Source organism: Paenibacillus sp. GCM10027630 (assembly GCF_042676305.1).
Lineage (GTDB): Bacteria > Bacillota > Bacilli > Paenibacillales > NBRC-103111 > Paenibacillus_S.
This window is the reverse complement of record NZ_JBHTGY010000029.1, coordinates 35,384-53,179: the sequence shown is the minus strand read 5'-3', so window position 1 is coordinate 53,179 and position 17,796 is coordinate 35,384. Positions and strand designations below refer to the sequence as shown.

12 protein-coding genes are annotated in these 17,796 nt (G+C 45.3%); all 12 read left to right on the top strand.

Features of this window, described 5'->3' with window-relative positions; all coding sequences use genetic code 11:
• The first annotated feature begins 152 nt into the window (after nt 1-152).
• Nucleotides 153-1,874: a sensor histidine kinase gene (locus ACFQ0C_RS13095; RefSeq protein ID WP_379367408.1), complete on the top strand. Its 1,722-nt coding sequence runs from the start codon at nt 153-155 to the stop codon at nt 1,872-1,874.
• A 1-nt stretch (nt 1,875) separates the two neighbouring features.
• Nucleotides 1,876-3,531: a response regulator gene (locus ACFQ0C_RS13090; RefSeq protein WP_379367406.1), complete on the top strand. Its 1,656-nt coding sequence runs from the start codon at nt 1,876-1,878 to the stop codon at nt 3,529-3,531.
• A gap of 159 nt (nt 3,532-3,690) precedes the next feature.
• Nucleotides 3,691-5,016 carry an ABC transporter substrate-binding protein gene (locus ACFQ0C_RS13085; RefSeq protein WP_379367404.1) on the top strand — a complete coding sequence of 442 codons (1,326 nt, stop codon included), beginning with the start codon at nt 3,691-3,693 and terminating at the stop codon, nt 5,014-5,016.
• 71 nt (nt 5,017-5,087) lie between these two features.
• Nucleotides 5,088-5,960 (top strand): carbohydrate ABC transporter permease, encoded by an 873-nt coding sequence (locus tag ACFQ0C_RS13080; RefSeq protein WP_379367402.1) that lies wholly within the window; start codon nt 5,088-5,090, stop codon nt 5,958-5,960.
• An 11-nt stretch (nt 5,961-5,971) separates the two neighbouring features.
• Nucleotides 5,972-6,802: a carbohydrate ABC transporter permease gene (locus ACFQ0C_RS13075; RefSeq protein WP_379367399.1), complete on the top strand. Its 831-nt coding sequence runs from the start codon at nt 5,972-5,974 to the stop codon at nt 6,800-6,802.
• Nucleotides 6,802-7,764, top strand: coding sequence for a phosphoglycerate dehydrogenase (locus tag ACFQ0C_RS13070; RefSeq protein ID WP_379367397.1), 963 nt, complete (start codon nt 6,802-6,804; stop codon nt 7,762-7,764). The genes ACFQ0C_RS13075 and ACFQ0C_RS13070 overlap by 1 nt, the downstream gene beginning before the upstream one ends.
• A gap of 27 nt (nt 7,765-7,791) precedes the next feature.
• Nucleotides 7,792-9,084 (top strand): nickel pincer cofactor-dependent isomerase, group 22, encoded by a 1,293-nt coding sequence (locus ACFQ0C_RS13065; RefSeq protein ID WP_379367395.1) that lies wholly within the window; start codon nt 7,792-7,794, stop codon nt 9,082-9,084.
• 29 nt (nt 9,085-9,113) lie between these two features.
• Nucleotides 9,114-10,037, top strand: coding sequence for a ribokinase (rbsK, locus tag ACFQ0C_RS13060; protein WP_379367392.1), 924 nt, complete (start codon nt 9,114-9,116; stop codon nt 10,035-10,037).
• 35 nt (nt 10,038-10,072) lie between these two features.
• Nucleotides 10,073-10,981 (top strand): dihydrodipicolinate synthase family protein, encoded by a 909-nt coding sequence (locus tag ACFQ0C_RS13055; protein WP_379367390.1) that lies wholly within the window; start codon nt 10,073-10,075, stop codon nt 10,979-10,981.
• Between the two features lie 443 nt (nt 10,982-11,424).
• A complete protein-coding gene (locus ACFQ0C_RS13050; RefSeq protein WP_379367388.1) occupies nt 11,425-13,755 on the top strand; it encodes a helix-turn-helix domain-containing protein in 2,331 nt (776 codons plus the stop codon).
• A 166-nt stretch (nt 13,756-13,921) separates the two neighbouring features.
• Complete coding sequence (locus ACFQ0C_RS13045) at nt 13,922-15,490, top strand: type 2 periplasmic-binding domain-containing protein (RefSeq protein ID WP_379367386.1); 1,569 nt, start codon at nt 13,922-13,924, stop codon at nt 15,488-15,490.
• A 148-nt stretch (nt 15,491-15,638) separates the two neighbouring features.
• A complete protein-coding gene (locus tag ACFQ0C_RS13040) occupies nt 15,639-17,795 on the top strand; it encodes a beta-galactosidase (protein WP_379367384.1) in 2,157 nt (718 codons plus the stop codon).
• Nucleotide 17,796 lies beyond the last annotated feature (1 nt).

Sequence of the window (17,796 nt, the reverse complement as noted above, 5' to 3'; positions counted from 1 at the left end):
CCGTATCGGAGTTTTTTTGCGTAAATCGGCAGAAGCTGAAATTCATTAAATAAATCCCCTATATGTTAAATTAATGCTATAGCTAAAAAAACTGCACACAATAAAATTTATGTAAGAGGCTACTTCATGAGAAAAAGGGGAAGATTACCGGTATGAAATTAAAGATGAACACCTTCGGCAAAGTGATCACTCTCGTTTTTTTTCTGCTTATTCCGATCATTTTATTGTATGGATATTCCTATCAAGTAAGCGTCAACGTTGTTAAGGAGACTGTGGAGGACGCGAATCGCAACAGGCTGTCTTTTTTTATGAGTCAGATGGAGATGATGATCGATCAGTTGACGAAGTTTCCCGTCACTGTCAGCAGAGACTATAGTATTAAGCAGTATTTTGACGGCCGTAACTCGGATGAATCCCGGACATTATTACAAAAGCAGCTGCGCATCGCGGATACACTTAATATTCAAACGGCAACAAGCGGCTGGAATAATCAAATTATCTTATACTTGCTTGATTCCAAGGAAATCCTGTCTTCCGATTATTCAGTACGGTTTGAAGAAAATTATCTTCTTAATCCGGGTTCGAGAAATTGGCTGCATCGGAGTTCATTGGTATATGGAATGTATCAAACCTTTTTTACCAAAATTCATGAAACTGACATCCCCAACCTGCTTGTAGAGGTGAGATTTACGGATGAAAATATAAAAAACATGCTTAGCACTTTGAAGCAAGGCGGACAAAGGGAGCCTTTTTTTTACCGGACAGGAACGGATCCTATCGTTAATTACACCGCTAACCGGACACTTGTAAGCCGGATTATCGAGCAGTTGGACCAGTCGGAGCTGACGCATAACGGAAGTCTGAATATTACATTGGATAAGCAAAAGTATATCGTTAACTATATCCGTTCCGACAGTTTGGACTGGTACCTCGTTGATATTGTCCCGCTGGAAAGTATTTTTTTCCCAATCACCATTAGCCGCAATTTATTTTATACTTCAGTTGGCTTATTGATGGTGCTAAGTATTTTAGCCACTCTCTTATTATACCGGAATGTTCAAAGGCCGATTCAACTGCTGATACGAGGTGTGCAAAGAATTAAACAAGGGCAGTACTCATCCCGGCTTCAAAAGCAGCCTAACAATGAATTTGATTTCTTATTTGTCAGCTTTAATGAAATGGCTGAGCAAATTCAAGAGCTGATTGAGAAGGTGTATAAGGAAACGCTGCAATCCAGGGAGGCGACGCTTAAGCATCTGCAGTCTCAAATTAACCCCCATTTCTTATATAATTGTTTGTTTTATATTAAAAGCATGGCCAAGCTAGGGGATCAAGAGGCTGTAGTTGCTATGGCCTTAAATTTGGGGGAATATTACCGTTATACGACAAGACTGGAGAAGACGATGACTTCCTTGAATGAAGAGCTGAAGCTGGTTGAAAACTATTTGAAAATCCAGATGCTGCGAATTCAAAGGTTTCATTATGAAATAGAGATTCCTGATGCAATGAGGGAGCTTGAAATTCCCCGGCTCATTATTCAGCCGCTTGTGGAAAATGCGGTTATTCACGGTATGGAAAATAGTTTGGATTACGGGATATTGCGGATTCATGGGGAGTCAGTGAACGGTGTCCATAGAATTATTGTGGATGATACCGGCCCTGGCTTGGCTCCTGAAGAACTGAAGGAGCTTGAAAAGCGAATAAGTATGCCGTTGGATGAAGAGATGGGCTGCGGTTTATGGAACATTCACCAAAGACTTCTCCATATATACGGAGGCAAATCGGGCTTATACTTCTCCCGTTCTCCTTTAAATGGGTTTCGTGTGGAGCTGGTGTGGGAAGAAGTGAAACCATTGGCAGAAGGGGTGGATTGATTTGTTAAAATTATTGATTGTGGATGATGAAGCCTTCGTCGTCGATAGTCTTGCAGATACATTGCCATGGGAGCAGGTAGGAGTTACAACCGTGTTCAAGGCTTATTCCGGCTACGAGGCTCTCGATATTTTAAAGACAAACTCGATAGATATTATGGTCTCTGATATTCGTATGCCCGGAATGAACGGCTTGGAGCTTCTTGAGCAGGTACGACGCAACTGGAAAAGGATCAAGTGCATCCTGCTGTCAGGACATGCAGAATTTACTTATGCCCAGCAAGCTATCCAGCATAATACCTATGAATATTTGCTGAAGCCTATTAGCGATGAGGACGTGCTGGCAAAGGTTAAGGAAGCGGCCGATGTGCTGCAAAAGGAAAGAGAAGAGAACAAATCATATCAGCGTGTAATCAAGGCGTTTGAGGAAAACCTCCCCAAGCTTAGAGGTGAACTGTTAAATGAATTAATTCAAGGAAGAAAGTATTCTCTTCAGCGGCTGGTGGAAAAGCTGGATTCCCTTAAAATGTCTATTGCCCCGGATGATCGTTTTGCTTTCATGCTGGTGCGGTTGGAGGGGACAATGCTAGAATACGATTTTTATAACTTGTCTTTAATGGAATATGCAATCGTCAATATGGCGGAGGAAATATTTGGCGAGTATTTCCAATTATGGTCTTGTAAGGAAGTCCATGGGTATTTGGTGTTTCTAGCTACAGTCTCTCCGAATAGCCAGGCTGATCTCGCTTCCAGTACGGATAAGGGGACGGTAGCTCTGGAGGATCAGTTAGAACTTATGGGCTCCCAGCTGCAGCTTAATGTGAGTCATTATTTGAAAGGGACCATCTCCGTACTCCTTAATAAATGGGGGAGCTTCCCTGGTGATGTACAGAAGCTGTATCAAGACAGCCTGCTGTCGCTTCGCAGACATGTGGGAAATCAGACTGAAATGTTGGTTTATGTGGCTGACGAAATGGAGCAGCTTCGGGTACATTCACTCCAAAAGCTGTATGAGCCTCCTCATATCATCCATTTGCTCGAATCGGGGCATTGGGAAGTGACTCGGGAGAAGCTGGCTAGTATTTTAAATGAATTGGGCACGAAATGGGCTGATTCCCCGGAGCATCTTATTGAAATCTTTTTTTCCATCTACGCGTCTTTCAGCTCGTTTGCTCATAAAAACGGACGGGAGCTGGCGGATATGATTGGTCCGGAATTAGCCGATGTTTCGGGCTTGCCTGCTTGCCGCTCGATATCTTCGCTAGAAAAATGGATTTTCGACTCGTTTCAATTGCTGCAGCAAGGCATGGAGAATGAGACGAGAAATGACCGCGAAACCACAGTCCGCAAAATACAGCAGTTCGTCCAGAAGCAATTGGTCGAGGATGTTTCGCTGCAGGCCATTGCCGATCATATGTATATGCATCCCGTACATGTGTCCAGAGTGTATAAGCTGGAAACAGGAGAAAATTTAAGCGATTATGTGCTGCGTCTGAAAATGGAAATGGCGGCTTCTTTGCTTGCCAATGGAGCATTGAAAAACTATGAAATCGGCTTGAAGCTAGGCTACCAGAATCCGAATTATTTTATTAAAGTGTTTAAAAAATACTATTTCGTTACTCCGCAAGAATATCGATTGAAGCTCGAAAAAGGAGAGTAGAGTCTGCTAATTTAGTTCTATCGATGTTAAATAGTTAGCATTTTAAGGTTAACGCGTATGCAATAAAATGAAGACAGAAGCAAAGGCGCTGTGATATGAAGTGCACAGTAAACCTGGATTCAAGAGAAAAATTTTATTTATTATGGGAGGTCTTTACGCATGAAGCAATGGGTGTCCAAAACTATAGCAGTCGCCTTAATAGCGTCGGTTGCCGCAGGATGCAGTACAGAGAAGCCGGCGAGTGAAGCCAAAACAGGCACAAGCTCGAAGCCGTCACAAACCTTAACGTTCTGGATGAAAAAGCAGTTATTCGACGATCAGAACAAAATGATTCAGGAGCGCGCCAAGCAATTCGGAGTTGAAAATAATGTGAACGTAAACGTTGAAATTATCGCATATGAAGATTTTTATCCAAAATGGTCAGCAGCGATCGAATCCTCAACGGTACCGGATGTATCTTTCTTTGGCTATCAGGAGATCGGTCAGTTTTACGGCAAAAACGTTATTGAGGATGTAAGCGATTTAGTCAAGAAGATTGAAGGATCCAACAGTGAATTTCAGGAGAGCTTGAAGAAAGCGGTCAGCTTTCAGGGCAAGCAGTACGCTGTACCGTTCTGGACAGAATCCCAAGTATTGTACTACCGCAAGGACCTGTTGAAAAAGGCCGGGTTTGATGGACCTCCGAAAACATGGGATGAGTTTAGAAAAATGGCCAAAGCGCTGACTGATCCTAGCAAAGGGTTATACGGCGCAGGGATTGGTTATGGAAAAGGAAATTCGGATGCAGAATTTTTGACACGGGGCATTATCTGGTCATACGGTGGAACTGTAGATACAAAGGATGGGAAAACAGTTATCGTGAATTCGCCTGAAACTGTTGAAGCAATGAAATACATCAGAGATATTTTCATGACAGACAAAAGCACTCCGCCAAGCGCAATAGGTTGGGATGATAGCGGCAACAACAAGGCTTACTTGAGTGGGCAAGCAGCCATGATCTTTAACACCGGAAGTGTACTGAGCACGTTGAAAAAAGACAATCCGGAGATGTACGAAAACACGGGGATTGCACCTTATCCAGCGGGGCCAAAAGGAGTCTTTATTCCAGGGATCAGCAATTATCTCGGTATATTCAAGGATTCCAAAAACAAAGATTTAGCGAAAAAATTTCTGGAATACATGCTTGCTACAGATTGGTATAAAACTTGGGTAGAAAAAGGCGCTCCATTGTCAGGTCCTGTTTATTCGAAATTGACGAGCGAGCCTGTATGGCAGAATGAGAAGAACAAAGCTTTCGTAGAATCAGTTAAAGGCTTTTATTTCCTGGGATATCCGGGTGAATACAATCCAAAAGCAGGCGAAGTTTTCAACCTAAGACTTGTTAACGATGCCTTCCAGCATTTGCTGTTGGATGCTAACTATACTCCTGAAACTGCTGTGAAAGATTTGCAAACAAAGATTGAAGAAGTGTATAACAAAAAATAATTTGTAAGCTCGGCAATGGAATGACGGAAATTCCGTCATTCCATAACCTGGCAAGTTAGGCGGGATGTGGCATGAAAACAAACGAAGATAGCAAGCTTGCATATGTACTGTTGAGTCCTGTGCTCATTTATTTACTTGCCGTTATGGTTCTTCCTTTCGGCTGGGCCGTTTATTTAAGCTTCACGAATAAAGTAGTTGGTGCTCCTGCTACCTTTATCGGGTTGAAAAACTATTTGGATCTCATGAAGGATTCGCTGTTCTGGAAGGTAGCTTGGAATACGATCCTGTTTACCGTAGCAGCGGTAATTGGCAAAACTGTGTTTGGCATGATCATGGCTTTAGTTTTGAATGAAAAAATTGTATGCCGAAATCTCTTTCGGGTACTGCTCTTTCTTCCATGGACGATTCCAACCATCGTTTCGGTGTTTACTTGGCAGTGGATTTATTCGGATGTTGGAGGCGTATTGAACTTTCTCTTGATGAAAACTGGAATCCTCGATCACCAGGTAGGTTGGCTGGCAACGCCCGATTTAGCCATGTTCTCTGTCATCCTAGTTAACGTTTGGAGAGGCATTCCATTCATGGGTATCGCAATTCTTGCCGGTTTGCAGACGATATCCAAGGAAATGTACGAGGCCGCGATGCTGGACGGCGCTGGTGCGATTAAACGATTTATATATATGACATTGCCATCTGTCAAAGAAGTTACTATTTTGGCGGCTGTGATGACAACGATATGGACGCTGAACGATTTTGAAATTATTTGGCTGTTAACCCGCGGAGGGCCTTCCAACGGTACTCAGGTTTTATCCACACTTAGCTATACGACCGGATTTTTGAATTTGAGCCTGGGTAAAGCGATTGCGATTGCAATCATTACGATGCCGCCGTTAATTATGCTGATTAACTTTGTGACCAAGCGTTCGCTTTCATCAAATGAGTAGGTGATGTTGTTATGGAAAAAAATCAGGTAAGCAAACAAATTATTGTGTATATTACGTTAGCCATTTTATTAATATTTGCTTTGTTTCCGCTTTACTGGATGTTGAATACCTCTTTTAAATCGCAAGGTGAGATCTATAATATGGTTCCATCGTTTTGGCCGAAGCATTTCGAATGGTCTGCTTATGAAAAGCTGATTACCGAGAAGCATTTTCTGGTCAACATTAAGAACAGCCTTCTTGTCTCTCTAATTGTTTCCTTTGTTTCTATTATTATCAGTATGCTGGCTGCCTATGCGATATCCAAGCTGCGCTTTGCAGGCAGGGGCATCATTTCCAAAGGGATTTTATATGCTTATTTAATGCCTAGAGCCGTATTGTTCATTCCCTTGTATATGCTGGTGTCTGCCATCGGATTAAATGATTCCATCTTTGGTCTCATGGTGATCTATCCAACTATTACAATCCCTTATGCAACGTGGATGCTTATCTCCTATTTCAAGTCCATTCCGGTAGAGATAGAAGAGGCGGCTATGATCGACGGCTGCACAAGGGTTCGGACGATGATGAGTATTATATTCCCGTTATCGGCACCAGGGATTGCGGCAACCTTTATTTTTGCATTCACCTTGTGCTGGAGTGAGTATTTGTATGCATTAGTGGTAGTGACTAAAGGTGCGGATAAAACCATCACACTGGGCTTGGCTGATATGATTGTAGGCGACGTATTTGCATGGGGTCCTTTGATGGGCGGCTCCATTATTGCTTCTATTCCTGTAATAATAATGTATCTGTTTACTTCTAAATATATGGTCAGCGGGATGACTGTCGGAGGAGTGAAATAATGACATCGGTTAAAAAAATATTAGTAACTGCAACCAACTACTCCAAGCTATGTGCAGAAGCTAAGCAATTATTGGAGAGCAGCGGCTGTGAGGTTATAGAGAATATGCTAGGCCGTCCTTATACGTTTGAAGAATTAAAGGATATTGTGCATGATATCGATGGAGTTGTCGCAGGTGTGGATACATGGGATGAAGCTGTGTTCCAACTAGCTCCCAAGTTGAAAGTAATCGCAAGATTCGGTGTCGGGGTAGATAATATCGATTTGGAAAAAGCCAAGCAATATGGGGTCAAAGTTACTAATGTACCAGGTGGAAATGCGAATGCGGTAGCTGAATTGGCTATTGGGCTTATACTTGGCACTGTGCGTAATATTCCGGCTTTGCAGCAGTCAGCAAGGAAGGGATATTGGGACCGTTTTGTCGGAGCGGAGATTAAAGGCAGAAAGATTGGATTGCTTGGATTTGGAAATATTGCTCAGATGGTTGCCAAGAAGCTTCAAGGCTTTGAAGTAGAGCTGTCAGCTTACGATAAATATCCAAATGCTGATAAAGCTAAGGAGCTTAACGTTACTCTGACTTCTTACGAACATATTTTGCGTGAATCCGATGTAGTTAGTATGCATTTACCGAGCCTGAAAGAAACGCATCATTTCATGAACGCTGAAACATTCGGGATGATGAAGGACGGTTCCTATTTCGTAAACACGGCGAGAGGAGCTGTCGTCAGCGAGAAAGCTCTTTATGAGGCTTTGAGATCAGGAAAGCTCGCTGGAGCAGCCATTGATGTATATGAGCAGGAGCCGGTTTCGGCTGACAATCCGTTATTCCAAATAAGCAACATAGTGACCACACCGCATACGGCAGCCGAAACCTATGAGACTTATCATATAGTGAGCTTAACGACAGCTCAGGCTATTCTTGATGTTTTTCATGAAAAGCAGCCGGCGAATTTACTGAATTAATCCTATTTTATTTGGAGATCGAGGCGGGTGCAGTTGGATATGATTCTCCCCAAGATGATTCCGGTTGAGCAGCATTTTGAACGAAAACAAGTTAAAAATATACAAGAAGCGATACAGCAGCAATTTGCATTAGAGTCTGTCAGCAATAAAATTCAACGGAATATGCGGGTAGCTGTTGCGGTGGGAAGCCGTGGCATTGCCAGCCTTCAACAAATTGTTGCCTCAGTTATCGACATGATTAAGCATTATGGGGGCGTACCGTTTATTGTTCCTGCAATGGGCAGTCACGGAGGAGCTTCTGCTGAAGGACAGATTGAGATATTAGCCGAATATGGGATTACGGAAGCTAAAGTAGGTGCGCCCATAGTAAGCTCGATGGAAACGGTTGAAGTGGGGCATACGAGCAGCGGTATTCCGTTGTTTTTTGACCGTAATGCTTTTGAGGCGGATGCAGTCGTTATGGTGGGGCGAATTAAAGCCCATACGGATTTCAAGGGGCCCGTGGAAAGCGGTCTGCTCAAAATGGCAGCTATTGGCTTAGGTAAGCACAAGGGAGCAGCAGCTCTGCACAGCCAAGGCTTTGACACATTCCCGACGTTGATTCCGGAGGCGGGGGCTATTTTGTTGCAGAAAACTCCGATCGCGCTGGGAGTCGCCATTCTCGAGAATGCATACGATGAAATTGCAGCTATACAGGTACTAACCTCCGAAGAGATTGCCGCCAAGGAGCCTGGGTTGCTGGCAAAGGCCAAAACCTATATGCCGCGTATAAGCCTGGATAAGATTGATGTTTTAATCATTGATGAGATGGGCAAGAACATCAGCGGAGCAGGAATGGATCCGAACATCACAGGCAGATTTGGGGGACCGATTAACTATCCCGTTGATGTTCCGTCTATTCAAAAGTTGTTTGTTAGAGATTTAACCTATCAGTCCCATGGCAATGCTACCGGTATTGGGCTCGCGGATATTACGACACAACGGCTTGTAGATAAGATTGACTTCAACAAAACGTATACAAATTGTATCACTTCAACGGTTCTGACTGGCGCGAAGATACCTGTTACGATGTCTTCGGATCGTGAGGCCTTGAATATAGCCATTCAAACATGCAACAGGGTTGCACCGGAACAGGTTAAAATCGTTTGGATTAAAAATACATTGTTTTTACAGCACATATACGTTTCGGATACGTACTCGGAGGTTTTGAGCAGCTGTTCGAAAATGTCCGTTCTGGGAGACGCAATACCGATTCAATTTGATGAGAAGGGTAATCTGTCGGCTCTGCCGTTGTTTGTTGATCACTTTTTGATCGATTAACACTTAATAGTAAGAGAGGAGGGATGAACTTGAAGCCAAGCGTTGTTGTTGTCGGCAGCTTAAATAAGGACCTTGTCATTCATGTAGAACAATTCCCAAGAGAAGGCGAAACGCTTCTTGGAACCGGACTGTTGGAGACAACGGGCGGCAAGGGTGCCAATCAAGCCGTAGCCCTTGGGAAGCTGCGCACGCCAGTCAGCATGATCGGCAAGGTAGGATCGGACTCGAACGCCTCCAAGCTGATCGACTCACTGCAGCAAGCTGCTGTTGATACAGGCAATCTGTTGTTATCAGAAAGCTCGACGGGGATGGCTATAGTTACCGTTAACAAGGCAGGCAGCAACCATGTTGTTGTAATACCAGGGGCTAATTACGAGCTTACAGCAGACGATATTGAGAAGCACCGGAAAGCTATCGAACAATGTGAAATCGTTGTTTTACAGCTGGAAATTCCGGTGGCAACGGTTCAATATACTCTCCGGTTAGCCAAAGAGTTAGGCAAAATAACCGTCTTGAACCCGGCGCCTGCCCAGATGCTAACGGATGAAATATTGCGGCATGTAGATTTTTTAATTCCTAATGAACATGAGTTGTTCAGCATCTCGGGAATTCGTGTTACCGATAAAGCATCACTTCAGGAAGCGGCGCATTCCATATTGAACCGAGGGGTGCAAGCATTAGTTATTACATTAGGTGAAAAGGGCTGCTGTTATGCGAATCGTGACATTGTGAAATTTTATCCGGCTCGTACGGTTGAAGCAAAGGATACTACAGCCGCAGGGGACAGCTTTATAGCAGGCTTCGTTGCTGGTTATTTGAAGCATCGCGATGTTGATTCAGCCATTGAATATGCCCAAATAGCAGCCTCAATAACCGTAACACGGCATGGAGCGCAATGCTCGCTTCCAACGTTCGAAGAGGTAGAACAGCTAAGTTGCTCAGTTGATTCCTAGGCAGCTCATCATACTTTATAAGGGGAAATGAACAAATGAAACATTTATACGGTGTAACAACAGCTATGGTAACTCCATTCGACAAGCAAGGAAAGGTTCAGCTAGACAAGGTGGAGGAGTTAGCCGAGTTTTTAATATCAAAAGGGGTTCATTGTTTGTATCCTCTGGGTACAACGGGTGAAATGCTGAGGCTTTCTACAGAGGAAAGAAAAAGCGTCGCAGAGGCTGTAGTAAAAACAGCGAATCAACGTGTAACCGTATATATTCATGTTGGTGCTATGAACGAAGAAGATACCATTGCTCTGGCTAAACATGCTTATGAGATTGGTGCAGACGGAATCGGTATCGTTACACCTGTGTTTTTTGGAGCCAATGACAAGGAACTGGAAACGTATTTTGTAAAAGTTGCATCAAGTGTTCCGGATCACTTCCCTGTGTACCTGTACAGCATTCCTCAATGCGCGGCGAATGACATTAAACCAGAAGTTGCACAGCGAGTGGCTGATCAGTGTAAGAACGTAATTGGTATTAAATATAGCTACCCTGACTTTTTGAGAATCAATGAGTACCTTACTATCAATCAAGAGGATTTCTCGGTAGTGCCCGGCGCTGACCGGTTGTTCCTTCCGGCATTAGCTATGGGGTGCGAGGGTGTTGTATCAGGTGTGTCCTGCGTTTACCCTGAACCGTTTGTAGCCGTCTACAATGCCTATAAAGAAAATGATTTGAATAAAGCAAGAAAGATGCAAAGATTGGCTACTAAATATTGCGAAGCATTAAAGAGCGGAAGCAATATGTCTTACTTTAAGGAAGCGCTCAAGTTGAGAGGGATAGACGCAGGTCTAATGAAAGCCCCTCAATTAAATATTACTTCAGTCGAGGTCAGGGAGTTGGGAGCGGTCTTGAAAAAACTTGACCAAGAAGCCGGAGATTTACTGGGTTAATCTGTACAACAATCAATAGCTCAGACAGTTTATCTAGGATACTCTTTGAGCCCTGGAGGATTTTGTACGGAACTGAGAGTTCCGTTATTCCAACTGCCGGCTCTAATCTAAGGAGATAGCGGAAGCGGGAATTCCGTTATGCTGGCCGAATTGGACATTTATGCACAAAAACAGAGTGATAACGGAACTAGCTGTTCCGTTATCACTCTGTTTTTTGGACTTTTCAAGAGATAAAGGAACAATTACTTCCGCATTGCCCTTCACTTCCGTGGATTCACCCTACTCAGACAATAATTGTGTAACCCATCGGAAGGAAAATAATGTCTACATCAATAATTGTCGGTTAAGTGCCGTCCGATTTTACACTATAATAGATGAAGATTGCGTTTTTTGAGGAGAGAGCTAAAGCGAGCGAACCTAATACGTTTTTCAGAGGAGGTCCTATGGCTAGTCAGCTCGGTCGAATTCCCCGCTTTTTAACTTTTGGAAAGTACGCTCCTCAAGGGAAATATTTACACCGCTTAATCTGGATAGGATGTATTTCCGTTTGTGTTCCGATTATTCTGGCCGGTATTATTTATTATCAATTTTCGATGGACAAGGTTAAACGACAGTTTCTTGACGAGAACAAATCTTCCTTGGTCATGATGAAGGACAGGGCGGAACGGATTTTGCAAAGCATTGAGCAGGAGTCGCTTCAGCTATCGCTGGATTCCCGGATCAATGATTTTTTTGCCGGCAGGATGGAAGATGCTCCGTTAATCTGGCATCAGCAATTATTGCAGGAGATTACGTTGGTCAAAAATGCCAACAGCTTTATTGATGAGATTTACTTTTACAATAACCAGGAGGATATCCTTCTAACGAACCGGTACGGCTCTATGAGTAAGGATTCCTACAAGCATAAAGAAGATATTGATTTGCTGATGCAACTGGAAAGCGGCTCCCAATGGATATTTTTGCCTGCAGGGAAAAAGGAAGGCTACATTACATTTGCCAGAAAGCTACCTGTCGTCGGAAATGCGGGGAAGCAAGGAGTACTTGCTTTTGATATAGAAACTTCCTTAATAAGCAACTTTTTGCAAGCGGATACAACGATCTTGACTAAAGGTCCGGAAATGCTGATGGTCAGCTACCCTAATTTGTCCAAGCTTGATTCCAAAAGTAAGGAACACATCAAACGGCTGCTGGAGAACCACCCGGTCTTGCAGACTATAGGCACAGCGGATTCAACGATAGACAGCTTTTTCGATGTAGGAGTGGACGGACGCCAAGCTCAATTTACATATTTAAAAAGCATTTTCGGGCGCACTTATGTAACGGTTATACCCGAGCAAATGCTAGAGGAGCGTATTGGATGGATACGCATTGTCACTATTATAGTTGCCCTGTTTTTTATTTTACTGGGTATCTTGTTGACCTATTTCAGTACGAAAAAAGCATACAGTCCGATAGAGAAGCTCATTCAGCATAGTCAGCTGCTTAGCGAGGGACGGATTCAAAATAAAGAGGATGAGTTCGCTTACATACGTGCATGCCTCGATTATTTAAGCCAAGAGACGGAGAAGCTGGGCGGCTATATGGAAAAGGTACAGCCGACACTCCGCGAGAAGTGTCTGCAGCAGCTCGTAAACGGAGAGTATGTCAGGAACGAGTCGCTAATTCAAGAATGCGAGAGCTACGGTATCGATATTAAATCAACCTATTCAGTCATTGTCGTCGAGGTGGAAAATGCCTATAAGGAGAAGCGGTTTTTCCCCAAGGATAAACCGATTATTGCTTTTGCCGTCATGAATGTGATGCAGGAGCTTCTGCAAAAAAATGAGCTCATCAGCGGTTATATTTTCACTAACCAAGGCAAAGCAGTAGCGCTTCTGCAGTGGAAATGCGACATTGCGCCTATTAAGCTCCATCAGGCCGCACGAAGCTTTGCCGATTCGGTTAGCCAATCGTTAACGAATTATCTCTCCTTTCAGGCTACGGTCGGCATAGGACGCAGTTATTCCCATATTGCAGACGTCCCCCTATCCTATAAGGAAGCTGAGCTGGCACTCCAATATAGGATTTATCAGGATTCGGAGCCGGTGATGTACATTGAGGATTTGGAAAGCTCCAGAAAGCAGGCTTCCTTCCGCTATCCGCGGGAATTGGAGAGCAGCATTGTAGATTCTCTTGTCAAAGGAGAGCTTGCGCAAGCGCAGCAGTCATTGGTTCAATTTACAGAGTCTATCAGGTCTTCCCAATCGTATAATTTTATTTATCAAAGCTATCATGTGCTGCTCTCGGCGATCATAACGTCCTTGGAAAAGCAAGGAGGCAGTATTCTCGATATATTGGAGTACAACTTATTCGGCCAGCTGGAAGCGAAGCAAACGTCACGTGAAATCTTTGCCTGGTTTATCGAAATATTATTCCCGCTGTACCATAAGCTGACCGAGGAATACCGAAGCTCGGCCGGACAGTCCGCCGTTCTGCAAATTTCCAAGTACATTAGAGAACACAGTACGGAGGATCTATCGCTCGTGCACTGCGCTGAAATGATCGCAATGAGTCCGTCCTACTTAAGCAGGCTGTTTAAGAAAGAAATGGGTATCAACTTCCTTGACTTTGTAGTGGAATGCAAGGTTGAAGAGGCGAAAAGGCTGCTGCTGGAAACGGATCTTAACGTAAGTGAGATAGCCGCCGCTATCGGGTATTCGGAACGGAATTTAAACCGCATATTCCAAAGACATACGAAAATGAACCCTAGTATTTTTAGAGCGGAGCACCGGTAGGCATACGCCCGGCAGACGGTTTATAACCGGTAAGACAAAAATTGCCCAAAGCTTGTCATGGACGCTTCCCGTAAAGAATTGTCACTTACTTGCCGCTCAGGTACGGCATACAATGTGATTGAAAGCGCTGTCAGAGTGCATTCAAAAAGTAAATAGGAGGGTTACAATGAATGCTTCGTTTCGTAGACAAGTCAGTTGGATGATGACAACCGTTGTTTCAATTGGTTTGCTGGCAGGATGTTCGGGGGGAACTCAGCCCGCTGCAGGTACCGGCAATAATGTCGCTAATAAGACTGACGACAAAAAAGAGGTCAAGCCAAGCGAACCGGTCAAGCTGCAGCTTTTAGTACCGTCTTTTGCCGATGTGCCGGACATGAACGACCAATATTGGACAGAATGGCAAAAAAGAACCAACACCAAGCTGGATGTAGAATGGATACCGTCAGGCGATTATGATACTAAATTCGACCTTGTTCTGGCATCCGGCAACCTGCCCGAGATCATCGTCTCGCAAAGCACCACGCGCCCAACCCTGCTTAGCGCTATCAAGCAAGGTGCCTTCTGGGATTTGACTCCGTTTCTCGGAGATTTCAGCAAGTATCCGAATCTTAAAAACAACAGCGGGCCTAACGTATGGAGCTATATGAAGGCAGACGGTAAAATCTACGGCTTGCCCCGCAACCGCCCGCAAATTGACTTAGGCATTAAATTCCGCAAGGACTGGCTGGACAAGTACAATATTCCGGTTCCTCAAACGATTGATGAATATGCCGCAGCGTTGAAAAAGATTGTGTCCAGCGATCCGGACGGAAACGGGAAGAACGATACAGTCGGTATATTAGGACACGGTTTTCTTCTGGCTGACGGCGACGGCACTTTCCTTGGAGCGTTTGGAGGGTTGGACCCGATCTTTGATAAAGACGGCGGACTGATTAAAGAAACATTAACGCCTAATTACACCCAGATGATTGAGTGGTTCCGTAAGCAGTATGCTGACGGCATCTTGTCCAAGGAATTTTCGGCAATTAAGAAGACGCAGGCCGAAGAGCTGTTCGCAACAGGACGCGCCGTCTCTTATGTACGGAATATATGGCGTGACTACACATGGGAGCAGGATATTAAAAAAGTGCAGCCGGATGCTAAGGTCATTACCTTACCTCCGATGAAAGGGCCTGGTGGTTACACAGCTCAATTGGCGAATCCGACCTTCGGGGGTATGTATATTTCCAAAAAAGTGCCTGAAGCGAAGGTTAAGCAAATTCTTGATTACATGGAAAAAACGACAACTATGGAGTTTACCGATTTTAACTATTACGGTATCGAAGGTGTCCATCATAAAGTCGTAGACGGTCAACCGCAGCTTACTGAACTAGGCGTGAAGCAGGTGACAACGAACGCGAACCAAGTATTTTCATTGGCGTTCAACAATAAGATGAAAGTGCTGAATCCTGCTGCGCCAAAAGCTTATAACGATGAGAAAATAAAAGATACCGAGATTTACAGCAAGCTTGGGAAGTTAAGCCTGTTCGGTAATATTGCATCCGATACATGGACTTCCGTATGGCCGAAGTACGAGAAGGAATGGCAGGCGATGGCGACTAAAGCAATCGTTGCGCAAATTTCGATGGATGAGTATAAAGCTTACGTGGATAAGCTGAACAACAATGCGGATATCAAGAAGGCTTATCAGGAATTTGCCAAAACCTATAAAGAATATTTCGGCAACGCGAAGTAGCCATAATGAAACAAGCCCGCAGGGTCATGAATTAGAATGTCTCTGCGGGCTGTAGCAATTTAATAACCTTACGACACGGCGATTCAGAATAAGGGTCAACCCGCGCTGCGGTGCGATAATCGCCGGACTTAGCAGAAGGAGGATTCCGATGTCAACCAAGCGAGCGTTGCCGCAGCTGCCTTACGGAGCGGTCTATTTCCGCAAGTCGAATCCGCCCCGTGAAGACTGGGAACGCGATTATGCGGTAGCCCAAGAGGACGGGATGAACTTCAACCGCCACTGGTTCATGTGGGGGGCGATTGAAACGGCTCCCGGCGTTTTCGATTGGGCTGATTACGACCGGCAGATGGATTTGGCTGCCAAGCACGGCATCATGACCATCATCGCCGAGATGATCACTTCCGTTCCCGAGTGGGCGGCAGACATGTATTCACATGCCGTTCATGTGAAATCGGACGGAACACCGTTAAGCACGCAGATGGGAGCGAGCAGTGCCACGGGTGGGTTCAGCGAAGGCTCACAAGGGGTTCTTTGTCTGGATTGCTCCGAGGTGAAGGAAGCTGCCGGCCGTTTTCTGACAGGGCTGGTGCTGCGTTATAAAGACCAACCTGCTACAGCCGGTTATGATGTGTGGAATGAATGCAATTACTCTCCTCACGTATGCCATTGCCCATATACGAATGAGAAATTCCGCAGGTGGCTGGAGACCAAGTACGGCAGCCTGCAGGCGTTGAATCAAGCGTGGAACCGTTACAGTTATACATCTTGGGAGCAGGTGCGCTCTCCTCATCAGACGGGACCGTATCCCGAATGTTTGGATTGGGTGCAGTTCACGAAAGACAACTTCTATGAGCATATGCAGTGGCGGATTGATCTGATCCGCAGTCTGGATGACAAGAACATCATAGCGGCCCACGGGATCGCGGGCAGTATTAATGTCATGGCGTCGATGGGCGCCGATGATTGGCTGGCTGCGTCCAAAGCCGATGTGTACGGCTTCACATGGGTGGCCTCCCGCAAGGGCAGCGAGCCATGGAAGCAATGGCATGCCGTAGATTTGACGCGGGCAGCATCACGCGGCAAAACCTTCTGGCATGCGGAGGCGCAGGGCGGGCCGTTATGGCTGCAGCCGCAGGTAGTCGGCCGGCCTAAGGAGGACGGCCGGGTCACGGAGCCGGAGGATATCCGCGTCTGGCAGATGATATCATTCGCCGGCGGAGCGCGTGGGCTGCTGTTTCCACGTTGGCGTCCATTGCTTGACGGTCCGTTGTTCGGGGCGTTCGGCCCTTATGCGATGGACGGCACACGGACAGACCGCTCGGAGATGGCTGGCTCGATAGCCCGATGGGCCAATTCGGCGGAGCAGCGGGAGCTGCTTGAATCGGCTCCGGTTCAAGGAGAAATAGGCATTCTTGTTGTTCCAGAGACGCAAATTTTTGATTATTTACTGAACCGGGAAGGTAAGAACGAGCTGTACGCGCAAGCGATGTGGGGTGCTTATCAAGGCTTTTTTGACCAAGGAATTCAGCCTGATTGGGTACATATCGACGATATTGCCCAATATCGCGTGCTTTACTGGCCGTACCCGATCATGCTGTCTCAGGAATATGCAGCATTGTTGGGACATTGGGTAGAGAATGGCGGCACGTTAATCAGCGAGGGCTGCCCGGCCTATTTTGGCGACCGCGGTAAGGTAGGCACGCTTCAGCCTAATCATCATTTGGATGTTGTTTTCGGCGCAGTGGAGGCTGAAGTACAGTTTATGCCAGATATTACTGACGGGATTGCCTTTGATTTTGACGGAGGCAGTGGCAGTAAGGTGCTGGGCGGGGGCTTCAGGCAGTCCTACAAAGCTACCTCAGGCAGATCATTAGGACAATTTCCGGATGGCAGTACAGCAGTTGTTGAGCATGCCCACGGTAAAGGCAAAACCTTATTGATCGGTACATTCCCGTCGATCGGCTACTATAAGACACATGATACGGCGAACGCCGCTTTTTTCTTGAAGGTGTTGGATTGGGCGGAGGTTACCCCTCATGTATGGTTGTCCGATCCAAGCTTACAGGCGAGACTATCGCAAAATACGGACGGATCGTTATTTTTATGGATCATCAACCCGGGTAGAGAGTCGATAATGACAGACATTAAGCTTTCCGACACGTTTGGACTGCAGGTTGCAGACCGCGTGTATTGGGGAACTGGCGGCTATTCACAAGAAGGTTCGACTCTGAGGGCTACCCTTCCGGGCAGGGATGCATGGGTGATTGGCTTGAGAAGCCCGGTGATTAAGCAGGGGAGAGGGTGAA